We start from the raw sequence: 25,139 nt of genomic DNA, 5'->3' as shown, positions 1-25,139 counted from the left end.
TAAAGGGGAATAAAACAATGGCAAGAGTGTATGTTTGTCTGGATGACATTGTATTGCTGAAACAAGTTATGGATATGAGCATGGAGGAACAAGATCTTAAAATCGTTGGTATTACCACATCCATTCCACAGTCTGCCACAGAACTCATACAACAAGATGCAGATATTTTTATCATGCGTTATGCCATCGACCAGCAAAAGGCGAAATATTTATTAGAAGAAATTGCGCTGAGCGAAGCGTTAGTGAATTTGCAAATTATCATGATGTTTGATGAAATGGATAGCGATGTTTTTCAACTTATGGCACAATATGATCTACATACTTTTTTAGCAAAACCTTATAATCCTCATGAATTGATGGAAGCCATCCATAGCAAGAATCGCTATCATAAGCTTGTGGAAAATGGCAACTGGACCTCGGAAAGTGTGGCTGGCAGGATCCTGGAAGAACTTGGCCTGCCGGCGCACTTAAAAGGCTATAATTATTTACGTACCGCTGCGATTTTATTTTCACAGCAGGAAGATCCGTTACAGTTAAAGATGGGGACCTTATACGCTATGGTGGCAAAAGTTCATGCTACGACCCAAATACGTGTTGAAAAATGTATGCGTACAGCGATTGCCTATGCGTATCGTCATTGTCCGGAATTAATCTGCGTCTATAATACCAAGCCAACCTGCTCACAGATCATTCATTATGTGAGTGAACATTTGAAATTAACGATGTTGACCTATTAATTGCTTTTTAAGGAGGAACCTTATGTGCAAAGCTGCTTATTTACATGTGCCATTTTGTCAGGATATCTGCGCCTATTGTGATTTTTTTCGATGCCGTTATCATGTTGGGCTTGCCGAAAAATGGTTGGCGGCGATAGCAAAGGAATTGACGATAAAAAAGTTATCACCGCTAACGACGATGTATATTGGTGGTGGGACACCGAGTGCATTACAGCCGCAACAACTGGAAACACTATTATCCTTACTAGTTCCTTATACAAAAGAAGTAAACGAATATACGATCGAGGCCAATGTTGAATCCTTAACGGATGAAAAGTTAGATATATGTCAGCGTTATGGCGTGAATCGTATTTCTCTGGGAGTGCAAAGCTTGCAACCATCTTTGCTGAATCAGATGCATCGTCATCATACGAGCGAAGATGTCCTTGCTTGTATAAAACGTATTCATGCACATGGTATTCATAATATTTCTATTGACATGATCTATGGTTTACCTAAGCAAAGCTTGGCTATGTGGGAGGAAGATTTACATACCATCGTATCATCCTTTCCCATTCAGCATATTTCTTTGTATGGACTGACAATAGAACCTCATTCGGAATTTGGTCGTCAAGGTATACAGAATATTGATGAGGATATAGAGGCGGATATGTATGATCTTGCGATAACCTTGTTACAACAATATGGTTTTCAACAATATGAAATCAGCAATTTTGCAAAGCCCAAGTATGCCTCTTTACATAATCAAGTTTACTGGCGATATGAAGATTTTTATGGCATTGGCTGTGGAGCTAGTGGAAAAGACAAGCGAGGTCGCTATGAAAACACAAGCAATTTAGAAACCTATCTGCAACAAGGGGCATCTTCAGTATATGAAAAGCTAGATACGAAGGCTCAGATGTTTGAGATGATCATGATGTCGTTACGAATGAAACAGGGTATTTCCCGACAAGCTTTTTTTGAGCGTTTTGGAAAGGATATCAGCGAAGTATATGGGTCAATAATCGAAAAACAAAAAGAGAAAGGCTTGCTTTTAGTAGATGAAGAGAAAATTTGGGCAAGTGAAAGAGGCTTTCATCTATTAAATGATGTGTTGGTAGAGTTTTTAGGTGATGATGAAGCACATGGATAAATAAGATATGCATGAAAATCAAGCGTTTTTTACTTTAGGTAAGAGATAATACAGAAAAGGGTATTAAAATACTTGCAAAGAGCAAAGAAATAATGCAATGACGTATAAGATGAAGTGTAAAAATATTGAAAAACACTTGCGATACGGTAGGGAGTATGCTATTATTAACAAGGTTTTATACTTGGTCTGCACGTGTATTCCTCGACGGCTCACTCAGTATGAAACATTATGAAAATACAGGAGGAAATAACATGTTATTAAAAAGCGAAAAACAGGCAATCATGAAAGAGTATGCAAGATTTGAAGGGGATACAGGTTCTCCAGAAGTTCAGATCGCTGTATTAACAGCTAGAATCAATCAGCTGACAGAACACTTCAAAGAACATAAGCACGATTACCATTCTCAAAGAGGTTTGATGAAAATGGTAGGTCGTCGTAGAAACTTATTAACATACTTAAAGAACAAAGACCTGAACCGTTACAAAGAACTGATCGCTCGCTTAGGACTGCGTAAGTAATTTATTAGTAAAGGAAACAGAAAGTCGCATGAATTTGCGGCTTTTTTTCTTTCCTAAGTGTTTAATTTATGATATCATTTAAAAGATAGAAAAATTAAGAGGTGAAAAACGTGGCTAAACAAACATTTCGTTTAGAGTTCTGTGGGCGGGTGCTCACAGTAGAAACTGGAGAAGTAGCAAAACAGGCCGGAGGAAGTGCTCTGGTAAGATATAATGACACCGTTGTTTTATCAACAGCTACTGCCAGCAAACAGGCAAAAGAAGGGATCGATTTCTTTCCATTGACTGTTTCATTTGAAGAGAAACTATATTCTGTTGGTAAGATTCCCGGAGGCTTTTTAAGAAGAGAAGGAAGACCTAGTGAACATGCAACATTGACGGCTCGTATGATCGATCGTCCGATTCGTCCATTATTTGCGGAAGGTTTCCGTAATGAGGTACAGGTTGTGAATACGGTGCTTTCTGTTGATCAGGAATGCACACCGGAAATGACTGCAATGTTCGGCGCATCTTTGGCATTATGTGTATCGGATATTCCTTTCAATGGTCCGATTGCCGGAGTAATCGTTGGACGTGTAGATGGTGAATATGTCATTAATCCAACACCGGAACAATTAGAAAAAAGTGATATTCACTTGACTGTTGCCGGTACAAAATATGCTGTAAACATGGTAGAGGCTGGAGCAAAAGAAGTCGATGAAGACGCTATGCTTGGAGCTATCATGTTCGGTCATGAACATATTAAAAAATTAGTTGCTTTCCAAGAAGAAATTGCGGCAGCTATCGGTAAAGAGAAAATGGAAGTAACACTGTATACTGTAGATGAAGCAATTGATCAGGAAGTACGGGAAAACTTTGAAGCCGATATTCGCGCAGCGGTGTCTATTGAAAAGAAATTGGAGCGCTATGGTAAGATTGATGAATTAACAGAAGCAGCGCTAGCTCGCTTTGAAGAAAAAGAATATGCATCAGAGAGTGCAAAAGCCAAAGCTTTGAAGCAGGTAAAAGAAATCTGTCATGGCATTGAGGCAAATGAAGTACGTCGTTTGATCATTGAAGATAAAGTACGCCCAGATGGACGTAAGATTGATGAAATCCGTCCATTGGATTCACAGGTTGATATTTTACCAAGAGTGCATGGCAGTGCGTTGTTTACACGTGGGGAAACACAGGTATTATCGGTAACGACGTTAGGTCCGATGAATGATAATCAGATCATTGATGATGTTACCGATGTAGAATATAAACGTTTTATGCATCATTACAATTTCCCACCATATTCTGTTGGTGAAACAGGAAGAATGGGCAATCCAGGCCGTCGTGAAATCGGTCATGGTGCTTTGGGAGAACGTGCTTTATCACAGGTATTGCCTAGTGAAGAAGAATTCCCATATACGATTCGTACAGTAGCGGAAGTTTTGGAATCAAACGGTTCTAGTTCGCAGGCATCTATCTGTGCCGGCACAATGTCTTTGATGGCTGCTGGAGTTCCTATTAAGGCACCTGTTGCGGGTATTGCAATGGGCTTGATCATGGACGAGGATAGCGGGAAGTATACCGTATTGACCGATATTCAGGGTATGGAAGATCATTTTGGCGATATGGACTTTAAGGTAGCGGGAACAAGTGAAGGTATTACAGCACTGCAGATGGATATCAAAGTTGCTGGTATTACAGAAGATGTCTTCCGGGAAGCTTTGTCACAGGCCAAAGGTGCGCGTGCACAGATTCTGGAAAATATGATGACTGCTATTGATAAACCACGTGAAGATGTTGGTACATATGCACCTAAGATCGAACAATTCTATATTGACCCAGAAAAGATTCGCGAAGTCATTGGACCTAATGGTAAGATGATTAATAAGATCATCGAAGCTTGCGATGAGGTCAAAATTGATATTGAAGACGATGGACATGTGGTCATCTATCATATGAACCGAGAGGCTATTACCAAAGCTGCGAATATGATCCGTGACATTGTACGTGTTGCAAAAGTCGGTGATATTTACGAAGGTAAGGTTGTACGTATTGAAAAATTCGGAGCCTTTGTAAATCTGTTCCCGGGTACAGATGGCTTATTGCATATCTCAAAGATTTGTCATGAGCGTGTTGAAAAGGTTGAAGACAAGCTGAATATTGGTGATACCATAAAAGTTAAGGTGATGGAAATCGATGATCGCGGACGTGTCAATGTCAGTGCGAAAGCATTATTGCCAAGACCTAAAAAAGAAGAAAAACAGCTTGTGAAAAAAGATGAAGTACCTGCAGAAGAAACGGTTGAAACAAAAAAAGAAGAAACACCGGCTGTAGAATCATAAGGTGAATACGTGAGGACAGTGTTATACACTTGTCCTTTTTTTTGTGGATGGATATTTCTTACACGATAGGTACAAAGCAGCAAAAAAAGGGGCTGCAAAGGTTACAACCAATTTGTCATCTTAATGAAAATTTATGAAAAAAAGCGTAGGTATTCAATTCGCTTTATGATAAAATAATATGCGAGGTGAAAAACATGAACTGGTTACAGGAATTGGAAACATATAAAGAAGATTTTATTCGTGATTTAAGAGGCTTGATTGCCATTGCTTCAATAGAAGATAAAGCAAGTGCTCGAGCAGGTGCTCCTTTTGGCGAAGGGTGCCGCAAAGCTTTGGATTATATGTTAGAGCTGGGACGTAAGGAAGGCTTTGAAGTAAAGGATTATGATGGCTATGCTGGCGTGATCAGCTATGGTGAAGGTACGGAAAGTGTTGGTGTATTAGCACATTTGGATATTGTCCCTTTAGGTGATGGCTGGACCAAAGATCCTTATGGAGGAGAAATTGAACAAGGCTATTTGTTTGGCAGAGGGGCTTTGGATGATAAAGGTCCTGCTATGGCGGGTTTTTATGCCTTAAAGATGTTAAAAGATAAAGGTATCCAATTGGATCGCAAGATCATGTTGATCTTAGGGTGCAATGAAGAAACGGGAATGGAATGCATGAAGTATTATACACAACATGGAGAAATACCTACTATGGGCTTTACACCCGATGCTGATTTTCCTGTGATTTATGGTGAAAAAGGCGGCTTGCATGTTAGGTTAAAAGGCGATGTGCAAACGTGTATAACCAGCATGCATGCCGGTGAACGTCCAAATATCGTCATCGGTAAAGCTAGTTTATGCGTGGATAAATGGAACGATGCCTATATGGATATGTTTGATTTTTACCTAAAATCGAATGGGTTAAAAGGCAGTGTTGCCTATGATGGAAAACAAGCTGTTTTAACCATGGAGGGGGTATCCGCACATGCAGCGATGCCATACAATGGAGTAAATGCTGGTTTGCATCTCTTGAATTTTGTAGGAAGTGCTATGCAGGATAAATTTGCGTATGATACGTATGCACTGCTGCATGATTGGCAGGGAAAACCATTGAATATTGCCATTGAGGGCGCTTATATGGGATTTTTGACAATGAATACCGGGATCATTCATATTGCTGATGGAAAGGCGGATATTACCATTGATATCCGTTATCCAAATGATGCGGATGCAAATCTGATCATAGATAATATGAAAAAAAGTGCCGAAAAACGTCAATATGCTTTAGATGTACTATTAGAACACGATACAAAACCTTTGTTTGTTGATCCACAATCTACCTTGGTAAGTACATTAAGTGAAGTATATCAAGAATACAGCAAGGACACCTTTACACCAAATAAGACAATTGGCGGAGGTACCTATGCGAAGAAATTTAAAAACTTTGTCGCCTTTGGACCTGAGTTTCCGAAAACCGAGATTCCTGAAGGATTATATGTCGGAGGATGTCATCAAAAAGATGAAGGGGTAAAACTAGAAGATTTAATGACTTCTATCGCTATTTATACAGCAGCTGTGGAAAAGCTGGGAAAGAAGTAGGACGATCTATGAGAATGCGAAAATTACCATGGGCAGAAGACTTTTTAAAGGAGCAGGATGTCGTTATTAAAGAACCCGCTGCTTTGCAAGGCAAATGGAAAGAAACGCTAAAACGTGATGTGCTACATTTAGAGATTGGCTGTGGCAAAGGGGATTATTGGACAAAGATGGCTTTGCAATATCCAGAATACGGTTGGATCGGTGTTGAGAAAAATAACAATGTAGCTGCTCTGGCGGTACGTAAATATACAAAACAAGAAAAAGAAAAAGCACATATGCGATTCATCAACGATGATGCTGAGCAGCTTGCTTCTTGGTTTGCAGAAGGTGAAATTCAAGTCATCCATTTGAATTTCAGTGATCCTTGGCCTAAAAAACGAGCACATAAAAAGCGATTGTCAAATCATAAATTTATTGCCCAATATGCGAAAATCTTGGCAGATGATGGGGAAATTCAGATGAAAACAGATAATAGCTCATTATTTGAATATAGTATAATAGAATTCCAAAATGCAGGTTGGTTTCTTCATGATTTCAGTGTGGATTTTCGCCGTGTTGCTCATGATGAAGATGTAATTACGGAATATGAGCATCGCTTCATGGAAAAAGGGCAGCCTATTTATCGTGCCATTTGGAAGAAACATCCTATGAATGAAAAGAATGCATAAATAATGAAAATAAAAAGTAAATTTTCATCGAATGATGCTATAATAAGAACATGTAAACGGTTCAACAAAAGGAGTCATACCATGAAAGAATATATGAATGTAATTAACAATGCAGAAGCGTTTTATAAAGCATGTGCCAGCGAAGGCAAAAATGTCTTTGTCTTTTCTGCGAATTGGTGTCCTGACTGTCGTTTTTTAGAAGGCTTTTTTGAAGACGTCGTAAAAGAATATACGGCAAAAGGCTTTACCTTTTACTATGTTGACCGTGATCAATGCATGGATGTATGTGTAGACTTGATGATCATGGGCATACCTAGCTTTGTCATTTATCTAAATGGGAAAGAAAGTAATCGGTTTGTATCGAAGCAGCGCAAGACAAGAGAAGAAATAGAACAATTCTTGAATCAAGTAAATCAATGACGCAGAAAGGGTGAGGAAAATGTCGTTATGGAAAAAAGTTACTTCCTTTCTGTTTGAAGAAACAGAGGCAGATATCATTGCAGAAGATGATTTGGAAGCAATTTCTTTAAAAGAGAAAGAAGCAAAAACAGTGGATAAAGAACCGCAAAATACGCCGAAACAAGCGGATCTAGAAAGTGTTAAAAAGGAACAGACGCCAATCAAGCAGGAGACGAGAAAGTTTGTCAGTATTGATTTAGAGACAAAAAAAGAACCAGCAAAAGAAGTAAAACAACCAAAAGAGACAATAAAAAGTCGACCTGTTATGAAAAAAGAAGAAAAGAAAGAATATGAGTTTACACCGGTGATTTCGCCGATTTTTGGAGCGAAAGAAGAAAACGCAAAAGCGAAGACTTCAACGAAGACACCTAATGTCAATATGCCACGCGCTCGCAAACGTAAGGAAAATCCGTTAGGGACAATTATATCACCGTATTATGGTGTGAATGAATTGGAAGAATTTGAAGAAGAAGCGAAAAAAGATATTGAAGAAAAAGCCAAAAGTAAGCAGGAAGAAATCATCATGACGGAAACAAGGGATGAGCTTTCATCACAAGAAATGCCGGCAGATTTATTACAAAAGGTAGAAGAAGAGGAAGAACATACGTTACCCTTGGAAGCTATTTTAGCAGATGATGATACGGATACTGAAGATTTGTTGCAAATTTCGCTGTTTGGCGATTCTACGCCAATCAAAGAGGCTGAATCTAATATAAAAGATGTAACGGAAAAATAAAGGGAGTGTAAACGTAATATGGAATATTATTTTATTGGTATCAAGGGAAGCGGTATGGCATCTTTAGCTACGATCGTCTTTGACCGCCATGAACAAGTGAGCGGTTCGGATATTGATAAATATATCTTTACCCAAAAACCTTTAGAGGAACGACATATTCCGATTTACCATTTTGATGAGAATAACATTAAAGAAGGAATGACAATCATCATTGGCAATGCTTTTAATGAAAGCAATCCGGAAGTGAAAAAAGCCATGGAATTGGCCAAGCAAGGAAAAGTGCAGGTATACTGGTATCATGATTTTTTAGGGCAGTTGGTCGAAGAATATACAAGTATCAGTGTTGCCGGTACCCATGGTAAGACCACAACGACAGGCATGATTTCTCATGTGATGGCCGAAGTAGCACCAACTGGTTTTTTGATTGGTGATGGTACAGGAGATATGCCGGATGATGGTGAATATTTTGTCTTAGAATCCTGTGAATATCAGCGTCACTTTTTGGCTTATAAACCGCAATACGCGATCATTACGAATATTGAATTGGATCATGTGGATTATTATAAAAATATGGAAGATTATCGCGATGCATTTGAAACCTTTGCCAATCAAGTAAAAAAAGGTATTGTACTGTTTGGTGATGATGAAGAAGTGCGTCGCCTGCACGTCAAAACGAAGCATTTGTATTATGGTTTACAGGATGACAATGACGTACAAGCTGTTCATGTTATACAAAATGAAGAAGGTATGTCTTTTGATGTTTTATATAAAAAAGCGTACTTTGGCAGTTTTAAATTACCGTTTGTTGGGAAACCTTTATTGTGGAACAGCCTAGGGGTAATCGCTTTAGGAATCATGGAAGGATTACAACCGGCAGTGTTACAGGAAGGATTGGCAAGTTTTCCGGGAGTAAAACGCCGTTTTACGATAGAAGAAAAAAATGGTAATGTGTATATTGATGATTATGCACATCATCCAACTGCTGTTAAGTATATGATTGAGGCTGCTCGCATTAAGTATCCTGATAAAAAAATCATTGCGATATTTAAACCGGATCGTTATTCTCGTATCTATTATTTTATGGATCGTTTTGCCCAAGAATTAGATCAAGCTGACGAGACATATTTATGCCATTTTCCTGAAAATGCCGCAAAAGAGCCAGGAATCAATATTACGATACAAGATTTAGCAGATCGTTGCGCGCATGCTCAAGTGATTCAAGAAGATGAAACAGCGGCTAAGTTTTTAGCAGATCGCGGCCCTGCAGTATATCTGTTTATGAGCAGTAAAGATATTTATAAATTAAAAAATATTGTAAAAAGTTTTCAGTAAACTTGTAAATGTTTACAAAATAAGGTAAAATATAAAAAGAGGTGTTTCTATGGGTTTAGATCAGTTATTGGAATTAACGAGTAATGTTGCCGCTAAGGCATTACCGATTGTAGGTGTTATCGTCCTGATATTTCTGGTTATCTTTGTCAGGCATCTGATCGTGTTATTAAAAAGTGCGAATGAAGCAGTGATCAGTATGAAAAAAACACTCGATACGACAAACAAAGAATTGGAAACACTGGAAAAGCCTTTACAGACTTTAAATGAATTAAGTGAGACTGTTGACAGTGTGCATGAAGCAAGCAAACATGCTGTTCGCAGTACGATGGTGATGGTGATTGAAAATTTCTCTTTGATTAAAGATTGGATCTTACATCATATGGGAAAAGATGGCAGCGATGAGCAACAGGAAGAAGCCTGTGAGCAGGAGGTGCATACTTCATGAGCGATGAAAGCCAGCATGTTGATGACATGGAAAAAGAAACGCGTTATACCATTATTCAAATGGAAGATGACGAGGATAATGAAAATGCCTCTTCAATTTTTGCGGATGCCAAAATAGAACTAAGTCGGATGTACGCAGAATTTCGTCAGTGGATAAAAAATAATGTGAATGCGCAGGAAACAACACAGCGTTTAGAAAAACTGAAGACTGATACGGCCTTGTTATTGGAAACAACGAAACAGAAAGTAGCTGCCTTTAATCAGCGTGAGGATGTAAAGAATGGCAAGGAAAAACTGAATGAAATGACGGGCAAAGTGACGAATGCATTCAGTGATGGTGTAGATGAGCTTATGAAGAAGGACTATGTTGTGAAAACGATGGATACCATTACGGACACGGTTAGTGCTATTCGTGAAGATGAGCGCGTTAAGAAGAATGTAAAGAAGCTAAAAAAGGGTACGCTGAAAGCAGCGGAAAAAGCCTTTGAAGGGTTACAACGTGTCTTAGACACGAAGGATGAAGACGATTAGTCAGAAGGGATAAGTGTTATGAAACGAATTACCATTTATGATGTAGCAAAAGAAGCAGATGTTTCACTGGCAACCGTTTCCCGTGTTATCAACGGTTCTGAAGTTGTCCGTGAAGACACACGTGTGAAAGTGCAGGAGGCAATTGAAAAATTAGGTTATAAACCGAATGCGATTGCTCAAGGATTGGCACTTCAGAAAACGACGACGATTGCTCTGATCGTACCAGAAGCAAGCTATTTCTATACGGGACAGATTATTAATGGTTTGATTGATGTGGCAAAAATTTATAAATATAATCTGATGCTGCATACAACGACGGAAGGCATTACTGAAATGAATGATATTATTGAAAATATCATCAAATCCCGTGTGGATGGTGTTGTGATTTTCAATGATAAGCTAAATAAGGAAGAATTGAATCAGTTAACAAAATATCAAGTTCCCATTGTTGTCATCGGTAATAAGATGAGTGATGAAACTGTTGGTTCTGTTTATGTGGATTACTCCAGCCTTGTTTATGATTATGCAATGGATTGCATCGCAAAAGGGAAAAAACGTTTGGCATTGATTGAGGATCGTAAGAATCCAGCAATGATCAAACAACTTCGTGATGGATTATCACGTGCTTATAAAGAAAACGGTATGGAATTTGACGGCTATATTGAAATTCCTAAGGAATATCGTTCCTCTTACTTATTCTTGAAAGAATATGTGAAGGATGGCGTACCTTATGATGTCGTCATTACGTATCGTGATTCTCAAGCTATGGCGGTTATGAACACCGTGAAAGAAGCAGGAATGAATATTCCTGATGATGTGGAATTGGTATGTATCTTAGATAGTAAATATAACTCTATGGCACGCCCTCAGATTTCTGGCTTTAAAATTCCAGATTATGATTTAGGTGCTGTTGCTATGCGTTTATTGACAAAGATGCTAACGGATGAAAATGATGTTCCAGATAAAGAAATCGAATTGAGCTATATTTTCACTCCACGTAAATCAACCAAGTAATCATTGCTTGACAAAGTAAAAAATTACATTATACTTAATACTACAACAGCTATGATAAGAAAGAGTACATAAGGAAATGAGCACAGAGAAGCGGCTGGCTGGTGAAAAGCCGCAGTCAGGAACTTATGGAATACACCTTGGAGCTGCTTTATGAAAAGTAAAGCCGTATGCTCACGTTATGAGCTTGAGAGCCTCATGTTATGAGGAACTAAGGTGGTACCACGCAAATAAAAAACGGCGTCCTTGGATAAGGACGCTTTTTTAATGGCTGAGAAAGGAATAGACTATGAATATTTATGAAGAATTGGTATGGAGAGGCTTAATTAAAGATTGCAGCTCACCGAAAATTGAAAACATGCTGAATAATGAAAAGGTCACTTTTTATATTGGTACTGATCCTACCGGAGACAGCTTGCATATTGGACATTATTCATCCTTTTTAATTTCTAAGCGTTTAAAACAGGCAGGGCACAATCCGATTTTGTTAGTTGGTGGAGGAACAGGGTTAATTGGCGACCCTAAGCCAACAGCAGAACGCGCTATGATATCAAAAGATGAAGTTGCGCATAACTTTGCATGTCTAAAGAAACAGGCGCAGGATGTATTTGGCTTTGAAGTTGTAAATAACTACGATTGGATTAAGGATATCAATACTTTGGATTTCTTGCGCGATTATGGGAAATATTTTAACATTAATTATATGTTGAATAAAGATATTGTTGCTCGTCGATTGGATGAAGGAATTACGTATACAGAATTTTCTTATATGATCTTACAGGCGTTGGATTTTATGCATTTGTATGAAAACCGCAACTGTATCATGCAAGTAGCAGGACAAGATCAGTGGGGGAATATCACAGCCGGTATTGAATTGATTCGTAAGAAATTAGGTAAAGAAGCATATGGGTTTACAATGCCATTGGTAACTAAGGCGGATGGAACAAAGTTTGGCAAAAGCGAAGGCAAGGCGATTTGGCTGGATAAAAATAAAACATCTTCTTATGAACTGTATCAGTTCTTGGTGAATAGTGAAGATAGTAAGGTTATTGAATATTTAAAGACATTGACCTTCTTAAGCCGCGAAGAAATTGAAGATTTAGAAGAAAAGACAAAGATAGATGCGGGACGCAGAGAAGCACAAAAGGCACTTGCGAAAGCCGTCGTTATTGATTTGCATGGTGAAGAGGAATATGAAAAAGCATTAAAAATTACGAATGCTTTCTTCAAAGGAAATATTAAAGATTTAACCAGCGATGAACTCGAGGATGCGTTGCATGGTTTTGATAGTATCGCAGTGGATGATCATATGCCGTTACTTGATGTCTTAGTACAAGCGAAAATTGCTAGTAGTAAACGTGAAGCAAGAGAATGGATCAAGCAAGGTTCTATTCAAATCAATGGTGAACGTATAAAAGACTGTGAATTTATCGTAAGCTCAACACATGCAATCACAACGAATAAAACCATTATCAAACGCGGGAAACGTAATTATTATGTAATTACACAATAAGATAAACAAAGAATTTCAAACAGATATACTTATGAAATCCCACGTTTCAATATGAAAGATTATATATATATGAGAAAAAAGCACATACAGAAATAGTATCTGATGTGCTTTATTTATTAGTGAATGAAAGCTGCTGGTGATAAAATTGCTTTATAAAACACAGGCCTGATATGCATAGGGCTAGACCTATACCGGTATAAAAAGATTTTATGCATACTGTTGGCCATACATGGCTTATTCTTAATAAAATACCACCGCTCATCATACAAAACATGATGATGTATGATTTTCTATCGAAAAATTGTAATATATGCATATAAGCATGGGCATAACGTAAGATTCGATTTGTATGCTTATGAATGAGTTTGCGAAAAATAGCAAAATAGAAAACAAGAAAGGTCAAGATCGTTGCTAGCATCATCCATAAAGTAAGAACAGAAGTGGATTGATAGCCGATATTTAGTATATTAATACCCGCTAGCAACCAAATGAAGCCGGCTAGTAACAAAAGGTAGTTTTTAGGGATATACATTCGTTTACGCATCTTTCACACTCGCTTTCAATATAAACAGGAAAAGAAGAAGACCGATACCTGTTAGGATATGGCCGATACCGGAAACACCGGAGATCATAGCGTTAACAGTATTGGTTAGTTCATTACCATTTACTTGTGTGATACCGCGCAGAAAGAGCATGAGGGAAGTTAATAAGACACCGGGATGATAGAGAATAAGAAATAGCCGATAATGTTTTTGTTTTTCGATATGAAATTGATGAATGGCAAATGTCACGATGAGAAACATGACCATTCCCAGCAGAAAGAGATGGGTATGTACAAAGGCAAGTGTTGTCCTGCCGTCAAATCCCATGAATTTGGTGTATTCGCGATAAAAGATACCACCAATCATGGCGAGAATTGCATAAAGTATAGCGTAGTTTACTGTTCTTTTCATAATGATAGAACTCCTTTCTTATGATGCTAAATAATGGAATTGCTTTATCATGCTTCGCCTTTTTAATAGAGAGGGTTTCAAAAAATAACAATGGTTAGATAGAGAATATGAAAGCCTATTTCCATTATTTATTGTTTGCAAAGCATTGTTGCTGAACTTTGTTCGTTGTAACGTGAAATTATGTTGATTTCGCATATAATAAGCGATATAACATTTCTTTTGTGAATTGACAGTTTTTGCGTTGATGTGAGAGATCTACCAACATATGTTCAAATAAAAACTGTAGAAAGGCTTCCTTTGTAAAGGTTGCTGTCCATAAGCTTTCAGGAATATGCGAATCTTGAGATAGGACAAGAAGAAACCCTTTCTGTATGTGCTGTAAATATTGTTGTTCCAAGGCTTTCCCCTTTTGCTTATCTTCTGAGCGCAATACATGCAATTGTCCTAAAAAAACAGCTTGGAAATCCTCTATATGTTCGCTTAAACGTTGATAGATGGTTTCATAGAAGATAGGGAAACAAGGGGGTTCATCGAATGTGCAAAGATCTTTATGAAAAACCTTTTTCCAGAAATTTTCGATGATAGCCAATACTAAATCGGCTTTTGAAGGAAAGTAATTGTACACTACACCAACAGATATATCCAGTTTTTTGGCGAGCGAGCGAATACTGAGGTGAGTCATTCCTTCCTCATAGGTGATTTGTTCGGCAGCTTCTAATAATTCGTCTTTTGATGTGACTACCTTATTCATAATGATTCCTCCTAATATGAACACTGTTCATTATAGACGCGTTATTGCTGCTCGTCAAGTAGAATACCTTTCTATGCTATAGAACCAATCGATACAATTCACATAGTATAAAAGTAAAGGAGGAGTGCTATGAAAATCGGTGTGGTTTGTAGTGATGAAAGAATGATGCAGGTAGCAGATAATCTGAAAAAAGATTATGTAGTTTATAGGATACAGGAAGATACTGACTTTTTAACATTACCACAGCTGGATGCTTTTGTCTTGCCAGTGAAGGGAATGAATGAAGAACATAATGTACAGATGTGGAATTCCTATATGCATATTCCCAGTAGCTTTTGGAAAATTCAGGGAAAAGAAATGGTTGTTTTCCAGGGTATAGAAAATGAAGCTGCCAAAAAATTAAATGTAGAAGTCGATTATTATATGAATGCGGAAGAGGTCATAACACAAAACGCTATTTTAACAGCAGAAGGTGTTTTAAATGAATTAATTTCACATACTTGTAAAAGTATTTATGCTATAACAATCGATATTGTTGGATATGGGCATTGTGGTAAAGCTATTTATACAATGTTAAAAAATCTTCATACTCATGTACGCGTAATACGCCGTGATTGTGTGATGAGTAAGGAATTTTTACCAATAAAGGAATGGAAAGAATGTGGCGATGTCATCATTTATACTGCTCCGGTACAAATATTGGATGATGCGCAGATACGTTCATGGTCAAAAACACCATTATTCTTAGATATTTCAACACCCGTTTTGTTTCATGAGGAACAAATACACCGTCTGCATCTGAACTATTACAAGATCAGTAATCTGCCAGGTCGTTTTGCATGTATCAGTGCCGGTAATATTATCGCAGATCATATAAGGAGGAGATTACATGAAGAATAAGCGCATTTTATTTGGTATTTGTGGCTCATTTTGTAATCATGCGAAAGTATTAAAGCAGTTGGAAATCTTATGTCAGGAAAATGATGTACAAATCGTGGTAAGTGAAAATGTGTACACTTGTGATACACGTTTCTTTAAAGCGGATGATTTTTTGAATCGCTTGGTAAATTTAAGTGGTCACAGTATCATTCATACAATCGTAGAGGCTGAAAAGGTCGGCCCATGCAATTGTTACGATCTAATGGTGATTGCCCCGATGAGTGCTACTGTTTGTGCAAAACTAGTGCACGGCATTTACGATCATCCTGTTACACTAGCTGCCAAAGCTATGCTGCGAAATAAGAAAAATATTGTTTTTGGAATAGCAACAAATGATGGCCTGGGGATTAGTGGAGCTAATATTTTCACTCTGCTGAATTATCGAGGGTTTTATGCCATTCCATTTGCTCAAGATGCACCATTCCAAAAAGAACGCAGTATTGTCGCCAAATGGGATCTGTTAATGGAAACCTGTGATATGGCGCTTCAAGATCAACAGATAGAACCAATCTTATTAGGAGGAAACGTATGATGGCAAAATTGATGGTAGCATTGATTACTCCCTTTACCAAAGAACATGAGGTTGATTATCCGGCATTGCGTGCATTAATTGCCCGCTTAATGGCGGAGGGAGCGGATGGGTTTATCGTATGTGGTACAACAGCAGAAACACCTTGTTTAAGTGAAGAGGAACGTTTGCAAATAGTGAAATTTGTCTTGCAAGAAACCCATCATGAGATAGAAATATGGTTTGGCTGTGGGACAAATTGTACAGCAGATACTTTGCGGGCTGTGCATCAGGTTCAACAGCTGCCTATTGATGGTGTGCTTTTAGCTGCACCGTACTATAATCGACCTTCACAAGCTGGATTGTATGAACATTTTGCATGCATTGCTGCACATAGCTCTGTCAATATTATGCTTTATAATATTCCCTCTCGGACAGGTGTGAAACTTGAAGCAGAGACGATCGCAAAATTAATAACAACATGTCCGAATATTGTTGCTTTAAAGCAGGCATGTGATGATTTTGCAGCAGTTCAAAAGTTAAAAAAAGAGCATCCTCATTTCATAATATATAGCGGGGAAGATGGAACCATTGACGAAGGCATGGATGCGGGTATGGATGGTTTGGTATCTGTACTTGGACATGTATCACTTACCAAGCTAAAGCATTTTCTATGTGGCAATCGTAAAGATAACGAATTGCGTAAGGAATTAAAGCAGGAAGCGACATTGTTATTTCAGGAACCATCTCCAGCTTGTGTGAAATATGTCTTGGCACAAAGAGGAGAAATTCAAAATGTTTTGCGATTACCTATGATCGAAGTGCAAAATGAACATTTAAAAAAGAAACTACAGGCTACTTTTATCGACAAGTAATCCTTCATGAATATGTTAGAGTCATCTTAGGTGATGAAGATGGTTCAGGTCAAAGTGTTTGATGAGGAGCATGAGGATGATCTCAGCGATATGATCAATGCATTTTTAGAGGATAATCCGGATATCGATGTAGTTGATATTAAATTTTCAACTTCCTGCAGTATACAGGAGGAAGAACAAATATATTGCTTTTCAGCACTACTCATATATCGCACATAACATGAAAGTGTTTGCGCATACTACTGATGGAGGTGTAAATATGCAGAAAAAAACCGAAATTTTATGTAGTGTGAACAATTGTGTCTATCATAAAGACAATCATTGTGTAGCAGAAACCATCAGTGTTACTTGCGACAATTGCATTGAACCAAATGCTTGTTGCGAAACTGAATGCAGTTCTTTCCGTTGCAAATGCGGAAAATAACAAACAAAGGCGATCCATACGATCGCTTTTTCTTTCCGCGAATTCCTAAGACAATCATCAATACTTTCCCATCGACAGATAAAAGCCCCTTGATATTACAGGTATGGTGCATTTCACATACATATGGTATAATTAAAACCGAGGTGATTTCATGCGTAAACTTTCGATTTTATGCATCTTGTTGACGGTATTTCTTACCGGATGTAAAAATCTGCATCATCAAGATAGTGAAAGCATAAAAGTATATGAGAGCTTTATTGATGCCGTAGTTAGTAATAAGGGGATAGAATCAAAAATCATTCCCTTTGAATATAAGATGAATGTATTTAAACAAAAGGATGATTATAAATATGAAATAGAGCTGTATAATCCACAAGTTGCCATGTATGATATCCAGGCCATCGCAGTGGATCAGAATATGGATTCTAATACGAATGTATATCCTTGTATTGGGATATTAGGGGATGATGCCAACAGTCAGTATAATATGATTCCCTATCAAGCGCGGGGAGAAAAAGGCTTTGTTAAAATGATCATTTTAGATGCGATATCACCAAAGAAACAATTTACGGTCAATGTGATGGTGACTTGGAAAGACAGCACATTGCAAAACCAATCCCGTGTTTTTTTCAACTGTAATTATGTGCAGGAAAAAGGGGATACGGCAATTGGAGAAAAGACTACTTCAGATGCTGGTAAAGCAAATGTGGATTAGAGAGGAAACTATTCATGAAGGATAACACAAGAAGTACAAAAAGAAAACAGTCAATCGTCGCCGGAGCATTGGTAAGCTCTGCTGGTATCTTTTTTGCCAAATTGATTGGACTGATTTATGCAATACCATTCAATAATATTTTGGGTACCAATGTCAACGTCGAATATTATGCGATTACCCAATCGCTCTACATGTATTTATTAAATGTATGTCAGGCGGGCTTTCCTTTTGCAATAGCAACACTGGTAGCTCGTTACACGACAAAAGGTGATTATAAGACAAGTATTTTTGTGAAAAAGCTCAGCACGCGATTGATGATTTCTTTAGGATTTGTCATGATGTTGTTATTTATGCTGTTTTCCAAACCAATTGCGCATATGATGTACGATGGGGCAGGAAGTGCAGATGATTTACGTTGGGCATTTGTCGGCTCCAGTTTTGCTTTGTTCTTTGTGCCGATTCTGAGTAGTATGCGTGGGTTTTATCAGGGATTGAAAGAGATGGAAATCTATTCATTGTCACAAGTTTTGGAACAGCTAGCAAATGCTTCGTTTGTGCTGATTGCTTCCAGCATCGCTGTTTATATCTTTCATGGTGATCATATATGGGCTGTATATTTTGGCGTTTTCTCAACGAGCGTTGCAGCTATCACGGCGATGATCCATCTTAAATTTTATGATCGTAAGCGAATGAAAGAAATACGACGATTGGCACATGAACAGGCCTTTGAAAATAAGATTGAAAGCAGAGAGATTTTAAAGGAATTGTTATATGTATCCATACCGTTTATGTTAATAGCTTTATTAGGCTATAGTGATAGCATTATTAACACATTGTTCCTACAAAAAGGTTTAAAGGGGCATGGTCTTTCAGGAAGTGAAATCACCCTGATTTCATCTACTATTAATTATAAGGTTGTTAAGTTGATGAGTATTCCCATGGTATTGGCACCAGGTTTTTCCAGTGCGATCATTCCCCATATTACAAGTGCCATAACGCAACATAATATGAAACAGGTACGTAAAAACATCCGCGATTGCATAGATATCGTTTTGTATATTGCTTTACCGGTATCGTTTTGCCTATATGTGTTTGCTGAACCGCTGATCGTTACACTATTTCCGCCGGAACATGCTAAAGACATCCCGGCAGTAGCCCAGATTATTCGCTGGTTTTCCATTGTCGCTTTTCTAGATACGATGACTCCAATTGTTACCAATTTAATGGTGGCTACGGGGTTACGACGCAATTCTGTGCGCAATACGACAATTCAAGTCGTTGTGAAATTTGCCCTTAGCTATATCATGCTGGTAAAATTTAGCTACCAAGGCTTAGTGTTTTCCACGGTGATTTCAGCTATGCTGAATATTAGCATCAGTTTGTATGAACTAACAAAACATCATGATATTCAATGGAAATATACCTTGCATCGACTTTTCGTCATCCTATGCGGTTGTGGTATTTTATGGATACTTGCACAACTGTGCTTTCATTTAGGACTTCGTGGAAATTATGAGGCAGGACGTGGCATGGCATTTATACAAATGGCCTTTGCTGGCGGTATTTCTTGTATTGGCTACTTTGCGTTCACGTATGTATTCCATTTGCCACAAACGTTATTACACTTGGATTTTGCTGTATTATTTAAGAAACGGAAGAGAGGATAATATGCGATTAGATAAATATTTATCCCATGCCGGTGTGGGAACACGTAAAGAAGTGAAACAACTAATTCGCAAAAAACATGTACGTGTGAATGGTGAATTGGTGGTAAAAGATGATATGCATGTGGAAGAAGATGATTTGGTTCAACTCGATGGGGAACATATTTATTATGAACCTTTCGTCTATTTGATGCTGAATAAACCAAGTGGAGTCATTTGTGCTACTCAGGATAGTGAACATGAAACAGTGTTAGATTGTTTTGATGTCATGTTGCCCAAAGGCTGCTTCCCAGTTGGAAGATTAGATATGGATACGGAAGGGCTGGTGCTCATTAGCAATGATGGGAAACTAGCGCATCACTTACTATCACCTAAGCACCATGTACGTAAAACCTATTATGTCGAGCATCAGCTATGTTTAGATGAAACGGCAATTAAAACATTGTGCAATGGAAGCATCATTTTAGATGAAAAAACAGTATTATGTGCTGCATTAGAAGTCATTAATGAAACAAGCTGTTTCTTTCACATTGAAGAGGGCCGCTATCATCAGATAAAACGGATGTTTTCAGCTGTTGGCAATGAGGTACTGTATTTAAAACGCGTAGCTATGGGGCCTTTGCGATTAGATGATCATTTAGAAGTGGGCGAGTGGCGAGCGCTGACACAGGAAGAGCTTGCTGCTCTTAAGGCAGTCGCATGATTGTTCTCATGGCTGCTCTGGATGCACATGGACTTATTGGTAATCATGATAAAATGCCTTGGCATGTGCCAGAAGAATTGGCATTTTTTAAAATGAAAACCCTCCATCAGCATGTACTCATAGGAAGAGAAACATGGGAGGCGATGGAAAGTACATTGCCGCAACGACACGTTCATGTTTTAACTAGGAATCCTAACTATGCAGGCAAACCAGGGTATGAATATATCGAAACTTCCCTGCAAAAAGTCATCTTCAATTGGAAACCACAAGCACAGCCATTACTCATCTGTGGTGGTGCGCAAACATATGAGCAGTCTTTACCATATGCAGATGAGTTATGGCTTTCACTTCTTCCTGACACCTATGAAGGAACGGTATTTTTTCCTAAGTTTGATGAGAAAGACTTTATGGTGAAAGAGCAAATTAGATATACAAAATTTCAATTTTTTCGCTTATTGCGAAAAAAGAAAGGAGCATCTTTATGAGGTTTGTCGATATCATAGAAAAAAAGAAAGAAAAAGCATCCTTGACAAAAGAAGAATTACATTTTTTCATTGATGGTTATGTGAAAGGCACCATCCCTGATTATCAGGTGAGTGCACTCTTGATGGCTATTTACTTTAATGGTATGGATGCTCAGGAAACGGCCTGCTTATGTGAAGAAATGTTGTATAGTGGAGATGTCATGGATCTGTCTGCGATTTCTGGTGTGAAATGTGACAAGCATTCTACAGGTGGCGTAGGTGATAAAACAAGCTTATCCTTAGCACCGATGGTAGCAGCCTGTGGCGCCAAGGTAGCAAAGATGAGTGGACGCGGCTTAGGTCATACCGGCGGCACTTTAGATAAGGCAGAAAGTATTGAAGGTTTTCGCGTGGATTTAAATGAACAGGAATTTCTTGAACAAGTCAATACCATCGGTTTGGCAATCATTGGACAAACGCAACGATTAGTACCTGCGGATAAAAAATTATATGCTTTACGAGATGTCACGGCTACTGTGAATTCAATACCGTTGATAGCCTCCAGCATCATGTCAAAAAAATTAGCTGCTGGCAGTGATACCATTTTGTTAGATGTAAAGTATGGTGAAGGGGCTTTTATGGAAACTGCACAAAAAGCAGAAGAATTGGCCGAAACGATGATAGCAATCGGTAAGCATTTCCATAAAGATGTTAGAGCCATGATTTCCAGCATGAATCAGCCTTTAGGCAATGCCATTGGAAATGCCTTAGAAGTAAAGGAAGCAATAGCTACCTTAAAAGGGGAAGGCCCGCAGGATTTTACTGAATTATGCTTGAAAGCTGGCAGTATTATGTTACAGCAGGCTCATCTTGCAAATAGTGAGTCACAAGCTAGGGCGATGCTGATGGAAGTTATTAAAAATGGGAAGGCTTTTGAAAAATTAATAGCAATGGTACAGGCCCAAGGAGGCAATGTAGAACAGATTAAACATCCAGAAACATTACCAAAAGCAAAAGCCATTTTTGAGGTAAAGGCGTTATGTGATGGTTATGTAAAAGAACTGCATGCCTTGCAATTAGGAACATTAGCGATGCAGCTTGGGGCCGGACGTATGGTAAAAGAAGATCGCATAGATCCTTCTGTTGGTATCGTTTTAAATAAAAAGGATGGCGATTATGTGCAAACAGGAGATGTACTTGCGTATGTGCATAGCAATCATCCATTAGCAAAACAATGGTTGCAGGATTTTTATGACGCGTATACATTTTCCGCTGTTCCACAAGCAAAACAGCCTTTGATTCATAAGGTATTAGGTGAATGAAAAAAGGTTTGTTTGCGCTTGCCTGTATCTGTATTCTAGTTGCCTTGGCAATAGATAAAGAAGTATTGATTAGTTCTTTTTGGTCTGTCATAAAATATGGCTGTATGGCGTATGGCATCACTTTGCTCACATATGCATTATGTAGTAAGCGTATCACTTATGTAAACACAACTTTGACCATGATGGGTGTCATATTGCTGACGTGTTATACGATTGTTTTAGTGGATACTTTTTTCTTTCATACCTTGCCTTGGCTCTCTGGTATGATAAGATATCCTATTTTCTCCGCTTATGTTCCAGCATATGTATTGTTTATAATACCAGGTATTTGCTTATCCTTTCATGAATAGAGCCATTTGCGTAATGAAAATGGGTTTAACATTAAATACAAGTATATGAGTTGAATAAGAACAACAAAAGAGCAGGGAATCTGCTCTTTTCCTTTGAAAATCGTTTTTCATTGCATAACGTTGTTTTTATCTTACAGAAGAAATAATGAGTGCCATAAACACCAAAGGCGTCGTACCAATGTTTTCAATGCCATGCGATGCTCCATCTGGAGTATGCGTTACATCAAATGGTTCTAAAATACGTATAGTGCCATTGTCATGATAACGAGCTTTTCCTTCAAGAATATAATAAGTTTCACTATCTCCGTGATGAGCATGATATCCCAACGAAGATCCAACATCAATTGTTACGCGAGCATACATTTTCACATGTGGGCCCATTTCTTCTGGTGATAAAAGATGTTCTATGTGCATGGTTCCTTTTCCACCTGCACGGTTTTCATAATGTTCAATAGGTTGTTTCATTTAGGTAGTTCCTTTCATTTTACGATAGGATTCGCGATATTTCTCATAAGCCAGTTTTTCAGAATCCTGGGCTAAACTTTTCAAGGCACTGGCAACCTGTTCGGGACTCTCTTTCATATCCGATTTGATCCAATTAATCACAACACCACTGATACCAAAACTGAAAAATTCAGCATAAAATTTTTTATCCGAAGCATCAAGCTGATGATGTAAATCTAAAGCATCAATAGCTTTATAAAAAAGGGTGCTTGTTAGTGTGAAGATAAAATTTTGGAAGTAGCTTTCATCATGACGAATCGTATTGCTGTAAAACCATTTGTTATTACGAATATGTTGTAATAATACAGCCATGTAGCGATGCCAGTTTTCTAAAGAGATGTCTTCATCAAACACTTGACTGGCCTCTTGTTCATAAATCCAGCTCAGCAACTCGTATTTATCACGGAAATGATAATAAAACGTTTGACGATTAAAACCACTGACATGTGTTATATCCGCAATCGTAATTTTTGCAAAATTCTTGCGTGAGGTCAATTCCATAAGAGCAGTTGCTAATATGCTTTTTGTATCCATACTTTCCTGCTGCATAGTATCACCCGTTTCTTGTATCTTATTATACACTACTTTTTTTATGATAGCAAAGTTGTTTTCATTTGCTGTGGGTATGACATAAGGCTTTCTGAATCATACTAATGATAGGATGTGATGGTATGAAACAAAAGAAACGATGGATTCTTTACAGCTTGAATTTTTTCGTGTTTGCGGCAATTTCTATGGTGAATACACAAATAATTCCTTATTTGGGAAAGGTAGGATATGATGTAGTTGAGCGTGGTTATATCTTAGCAGGAAGTGCTATTATTGCTATCATCGGACAATTTCTGTTTGGTTATTTATGCGATCGATTTAAGAGATTAAAGCCTTTTTTCTTATTGGCATATGGTTTTATGATAGCAGGTAGTATCATGATGTTTATCATACATAAACAATTGTTTTATTATCATCTTTTTGCTGTTTCGCTTAGTGGAGGAATGGTAAAGGTCATTATGGGACTGAATGAAACATGGATGCTAGAGGTTGATGAGGAAAATTATGGCAGATTGCGAGCTGCCGGTGCTTTAGGATTGACCATTGGTTCACCGATCGCAGGCAGTGTCATTCATGCTTTCGGATATAATTTTTTACTATTTATGCTAATAGGAGTCAGCATATTTCTGCTCTTCTTTTTTTGGAAAAGCGTGGATGCACAAAAAAAGAAGAGCGAACATGTACGTTTAGAAAGTTTAAAAGAATTGCTTACGAATCGCTTATACTTATTACTCGTGTTGATTTATTTAATGATTTACATGATTGGTACGGCAGATCAATATGTCGTCATTGATAAGATGTTAGCGATTGGTGCTGATACGAGTGCTGTAGGGATTAAGTGGGCAGTACAGTCATTTATGGAAGTACCACTCTTCTTATTTGCTTCCGCTATTTTAAAACGTGTAAAACCAGGCATGCTTTTATTGTTTGGTACGGTGATGTATGGCCTAAAGTTTTTCTTATACGGAGTGTTTAGTGTTGCATGGGCAATCATCGCAGCAGCATCTTTACAGTTAGTGACGTTACCGATTATCATGCTAAGCAGCAAGATATTGATCAAAGAAATTACACCACGCAAATTGTTTAGCAGTGCACAAATGTTTGCCATGGCAATCTTTGTTGGTGTCAGTGGTTTACTGACTCCGATTATCACAAGTTATTTATGCAAGAGAATAGGGTATGATATGACGTTGTATATGATAGCTGCCTTTACCCTTTTGCCAGTTGTACTAATTCTTTGGTATTTACATTTACGTAAACAAGTGATAGCAAAACAATCCTGACATCCTATGCGGATGTTTTTTTATAAATGTATTTAACTAAATAGCCCTATTTTTCAAAATATCAAGCGATAAATAATTACACATCACGTTGCTTGGTTTCTTTGTACTTTTTTTGATAGAATACCAAAAGAACACATTGCGATATCCATC

Annotated in this window: 29 protein-coding genes and 1 other annotated feature; of the genes, 25 read left to right on the top strand and 4 right to left on the bottom strand. The window is 37.9% G+C overall.

Annotation, left to right across the window (positions count from 1 at the left end; translation table 11 throughout):
- Nucleotides 1-17: 17 nt before the first annotated feature.
- The 13 genes from ACESSZ_RS03115 to tyrS all read left to right on the top strand — a co-directional run bounded on the left by ACESSZ_RS03115 (nucleotide 18) and on the right by tyrS (nucleotide 12,985).
- The gene (locus tag ACESSZ_RS03115) at nucleotides 18-737 is read left to right on the top strand and encodes a sporulation initiation factor Spo0A C-terminal domain-containing protein (RefSeq protein ID WP_008688616.1); all 720 of its coding nucleotides are present in this window, start codon (nucleotides 18-20) and stop codon (nucleotides 735-737) included.
- Nucleotides 738-759: 22 nt separating this feature from the next.
- Complete coding sequence (hemW, locus tag ACESSZ_RS03110; protein ID WP_331866872.1) at nucleotides 760-1,869, top strand: radical SAM family heme chaperone HemW; 1,110 nt, start codon at nucleotides 760-762, stop codon at nucleotides 1,867-1,869.
- A gap of 251 nt (nucleotides 1,870-2,120) precedes the next feature.
- Nucleotides 2,121-2,387, top strand: coding sequence for a 30S ribosomal protein S15 (gene rpsO, locus ACESSZ_RS03105; RefSeq protein ID WP_008688610.1), 267 nt, complete (start codon nucleotides 2,121-2,123; stop codon nucleotides 2,385-2,387).
- 110 nt (nucleotides 2,388-2,497) lie between these two features.
- Nucleotides 2,498-4,705: a polyribonucleotide nucleotidyltransferase gene (gene pnp / locus ACESSZ_RS03100; protein WP_008688607.1), complete on the top strand. Its 2,208-nt coding sequence runs from the start codon at nucleotides 2,498-2,500 to the stop codon at nucleotides 4,703-4,705.
- Nucleotides 4,706-4,899: 194 nt separating this feature from the next.
- Nucleotides 4,900-6,291, top strand: a complete 1,392-nt coding sequence (gene pepV, locus ACESSZ_RS03095) for a dipeptidase PepV (RefSeq protein WP_008688606.1) — start codon at nucleotides 4,900-4,902, stop codon at nucleotides 6,289-6,291.
- 8 nt (nucleotides 6,292-6,299) lie between these two features.
- Entirely contained in the window at nucleotides 6,300-6,959 is a 660-nt protein-coding gene (gene trmB, locus ACESSZ_RS03090; protein ID WP_008688604.1) for a tRNA (guanosine(46)-N7)-methyltransferase TrmB, read from the top strand.
- Nucleotides 6,960-7,040: 81 nt separating this feature from the next.
- On the top strand, nucleotides 7,041-7,379 hold the full coding sequence (locus ACESSZ_RS03085; RefSeq protein WP_008688603.1) for a thioredoxin family protein: 339 nt from the start codon (nucleotides 7,041-7,043) through the stop codon (nucleotides 7,377-7,379).
- Nucleotides 7,380-7,398: 19 nt separating this feature from the next.
- Complete coding sequence (locus ACESSZ_RS03080; RefSeq protein WP_008688602.1) at nucleotides 7,399-8,154, top strand: hypothetical protein; 756 nt, start codon at nucleotides 7,399-7,401, stop codon at nucleotides 8,152-8,154.
- An 18-nt stretch (nucleotides 8,155-8,172) separates the two neighbouring features.
- Complete coding sequence (gene murC / locus ACESSZ_RS03075; RefSeq protein ID WP_008688601.1) at nucleotides 8,173-9,486, top strand: UDP-N-acetylmuramate--L-alanine ligase; 1,314 nt, start codon at nucleotides 8,173-8,175, stop codon at nucleotides 9,484-9,486.
- 49 nt (nucleotides 9,487-9,535) lie between these two features.
- Nucleotides 9,536-9,931, top strand: coding sequence for a hypothetical protein (locus ACESSZ_RS03070; RefSeq protein WP_008688600.1), 396 nt, complete (start codon nucleotides 9,536-9,538; stop codon nucleotides 9,929-9,931).
- Nucleotides 9,928-10,461, top strand: coding sequence for a hypothetical protein (locus tag ACESSZ_RS03065; protein ID WP_008688598.1), 534 nt, complete (start codon nucleotides 9,928-9,930; stop codon nucleotides 10,459-10,461). Before ACESSZ_RS03070 ends, ACESSZ_RS03065 begins: the two co-directional genes overlap by 4 nt.
- An 18-nt stretch (nucleotides 10,462-10,479) precedes the next feature.
- Complete coding sequence (locus ACESSZ_RS03060) at nucleotides 10,480-11,475, top strand: LacI family DNA-binding transcriptional regulator (protein ID WP_008688596.1); 996 nt, start codon at nucleotides 10,480-10,482, stop codon at nucleotides 11,473-11,475.
- Nucleotides 11,476-11,517: 42 nt separating this feature from the next.
- Nucleotides 11,518-11,723, top strand: a binding site (T-box leader).
- A 38-nt stretch (nucleotides 11,724-11,761) separates the two neighbouring features.
- On the top strand, nucleotides 11,762-12,985 hold the full coding sequence (gene tyrS, locus ACESSZ_RS03055; RefSeq protein ID WP_008688593.1) for a tyrosine--tRNA ligase: 1,224 nt from the start codon (nucleotides 11,762-11,764) through the stop codon (nucleotides 12,983-12,985).
- Nucleotides 12,986-13,521: 536 nt separating this feature from the next.
- Here the strand turns inward: tyrS and ACESSZ_RS03050 are convergent.
- Both ACESSZ_RS03050 and ACESSZ_RS03045 read right to left on the bottom strand, forming a co-directional pair.
- Nucleotides 13,522-13,938, bottom strand: coding sequence for a DUF2871 domain-containing protein (locus ACESSZ_RS03050; protein WP_008688590.1), 417 nt, complete (start codon nucleotides 13,936-13,938; stop codon nucleotides 13,522-13,524).
- A gap of 178 nt (nucleotides 13,939-14,116) precedes the next feature.
- Nucleotides 14,117-14,689: a TetR/AcrR family transcriptional regulator gene (locus tag ACESSZ_RS03045; RefSeq protein ID WP_008688589.1), complete on the bottom strand. Its 573-nt coding sequence runs from the start codon at nucleotides 14,687-14,689 to the stop codon at nucleotides 14,117-14,119.
- 129 nt (nucleotides 14,690-14,818) lie between these two features.
- Between ACESSZ_RS03045 and ACESSZ_RS03040 the strand changes: the two genes are divergently transcribed.
- The 11 genes from ACESSZ_RS03040 to ACESSZ_RS02990 all read left to right on the top strand — a co-directional run bounded on the left by ACESSZ_RS03040 (nucleotide 14,819) and on the right by ACESSZ_RS02990 (nucleotide 22,653).
- Complete coding sequence (locus ACESSZ_RS03040; protein ID WP_008688588.1) at nucleotides 14,819-15,589, top strand: hypothetical protein; 771 nt, start codon at nucleotides 14,819-14,821, stop codon at nucleotides 15,587-15,589.
- Nucleotides 15,579-16,160, top strand: coding sequence for a dipicolinate synthase subunit B (locus tag ACESSZ_RS03035; protein ID WP_008688587.1), 582 nt, complete (start codon nucleotides 15,579-15,581; stop codon nucleotides 16,158-16,160). Before ACESSZ_RS03040 ends, ACESSZ_RS03035 begins: the two co-directional genes overlap by 11 nt.
- On the top strand, nucleotides 16,157-17,011 hold the full coding sequence (gene dapA, locus ACESSZ_RS03030) for a 4-hydroxy-tetrahydrodipicolinate synthase (RefSeq protein WP_331866871.1): 855 nt from the start codon (nucleotides 16,157-16,159) through the stop codon (nucleotides 17,009-17,011). The genes ACESSZ_RS03035 and dapA overlap by 4 nt, the downstream gene beginning before the upstream one ends.
- Nucleotides 17,012-17,050: 39 nt before the next feature.
- Nucleotides 17,051-17,230: a sporulation protein Cse60 gene (locus tag ACESSZ_RS03025; protein ID WP_008688585.1), complete on the top strand. Its 180-nt coding sequence runs from the start codon at nucleotides 17,051-17,053 to the stop codon at nucleotides 17,228-17,230.
- Between the two features lie 40 nt (nucleotides 17,231-17,270).
- Nucleotides 17,271-17,435 carry a DUF1540 domain-containing protein gene (locus ACESSZ_RS03020; RefSeq protein WP_008688582.1) on the top strand — a complete coding sequence of 55 codons (165 nt, stop codon included), beginning with the start codon at nucleotides 17,271-17,273 and terminating at the stop codon, nucleotides 17,433-17,435.
- 151 nt (nucleotides 17,436-17,586) lie between these two features.
- Nucleotides 17,587-18,150: a hypothetical protein gene (locus ACESSZ_RS03015; protein ID WP_008688580.1), complete on the top strand. Its 564-nt coding sequence runs from the start codon at nucleotides 17,587-17,589 to the stop codon at nucleotides 18,148-18,150.
- 14 nt (nucleotides 18,151-18,164) lie between these two features.
- Nucleotides 18,165-19,817 (top strand): oligosaccharide flippase family protein, encoded by a 1,653-nt coding sequence (locus ACESSZ_RS03010; RefSeq protein ID WP_008688578.1) that lies wholly within the window; start codon nucleotides 18,165-18,167, stop codon nucleotides 19,815-19,817.
- 1 nt (nucleotide 19,818) lies between these two features.
- Nucleotides 19,819-20,517, top strand: a complete 699-nt coding sequence (locus tag ACESSZ_RS03005) for a pseudouridine synthase (RefSeq protein ID WP_008688577.1) — start codon at nucleotides 19,819-19,821, stop codon at nucleotides 20,515-20,517.
- Nucleotides 20,514-21,002: a dihydrofolate reductase gene (locus ACESSZ_RS03000; RefSeq protein WP_008688576.1), complete on the top strand. Its 489-nt coding sequence runs from the start codon at nucleotides 20,514-20,516 to the stop codon at nucleotides 21,000-21,002. Before ACESSZ_RS03005 ends, ACESSZ_RS03000 begins: the two co-directional genes overlap by 4 nt.
- Nucleotides 20,999-22,303, top strand: coding sequence for a pyrimidine-nucleoside phosphorylase (locus ACESSZ_RS02995; protein ID WP_196028704.1), 1,305 nt, complete (start codon nucleotides 20,999-21,001; stop codon nucleotides 22,301-22,303). Before ACESSZ_RS03000 ends, ACESSZ_RS02995 begins: the two co-directional genes overlap by 4 nt.
- Nucleotides 22,300-22,653, top strand: a complete 354-nt coding sequence (locus ACESSZ_RS02990; protein WP_132223359.1) for a hypothetical protein — start codon at nucleotides 22,300-22,302, stop codon at nucleotides 22,651-22,653. The genes ACESSZ_RS02995 and ACESSZ_RS02990 overlap by 4 nt, the downstream gene beginning before the upstream one ends.
- Before the next feature lie 126 nt (nucleotides 22,654-22,779).
- Here the strand turns inward: ACESSZ_RS02990 and ACESSZ_RS02985 are convergent, their stop codons facing one another.
- Nucleotides 22,780-23,118, bottom strand: a complete 339-nt coding sequence (locus ACESSZ_RS02985; RefSeq protein WP_331866870.1) for a cupin domain-containing protein — start codon at nucleotides 23,116-23,118, stop codon at nucleotides 22,780-22,782.
- Complete coding sequence (locus ACESSZ_RS02980; RefSeq protein ID WP_008688560.1) at nucleotides 23,119-23,691, bottom strand: TetR/AcrR family transcriptional regulator C-terminal domain-containing protein; 573 nt, start codon at nucleotides 23,689-23,691, stop codon at nucleotides 23,119-23,121.
- Between the two features lie 137 nt (nucleotides 23,692-23,828).
- Here ACESSZ_RS02980 and ACESSZ_RS02975 point away from each other — a divergent pair, with 137 nt between their 5' ends.
- The gene (locus tag ACESSZ_RS02975; protein ID WP_008688559.1) at nucleotides 23,829-24,989 is read left to right on the top strand and encodes an MFS transporter; all 1,161 of its coding nucleotides are present in this window, start codon (nucleotides 23,829-23,831) and stop codon (nucleotides 24,987-24,989) included.
- The last annotated feature ends 150 nt before the right edge of the window (nucleotides 24,990-25,139 follow it).

The organism is Eubacterium sp. 3_1_31 (assembly GCF_964249515.1).
GTDB classification, from domain to species: Bacteria; Bacillota_I; Bacilli_A; order Erysipelotrichales; family Erysipelotrichaceae; genus Longicatena; species Longicatena caecimuris.
The sequence above is the reverse complement of the archived record's forward strand: the minus strand, read 5'-3'. Positions and strand labels throughout refer to the sequence as shown.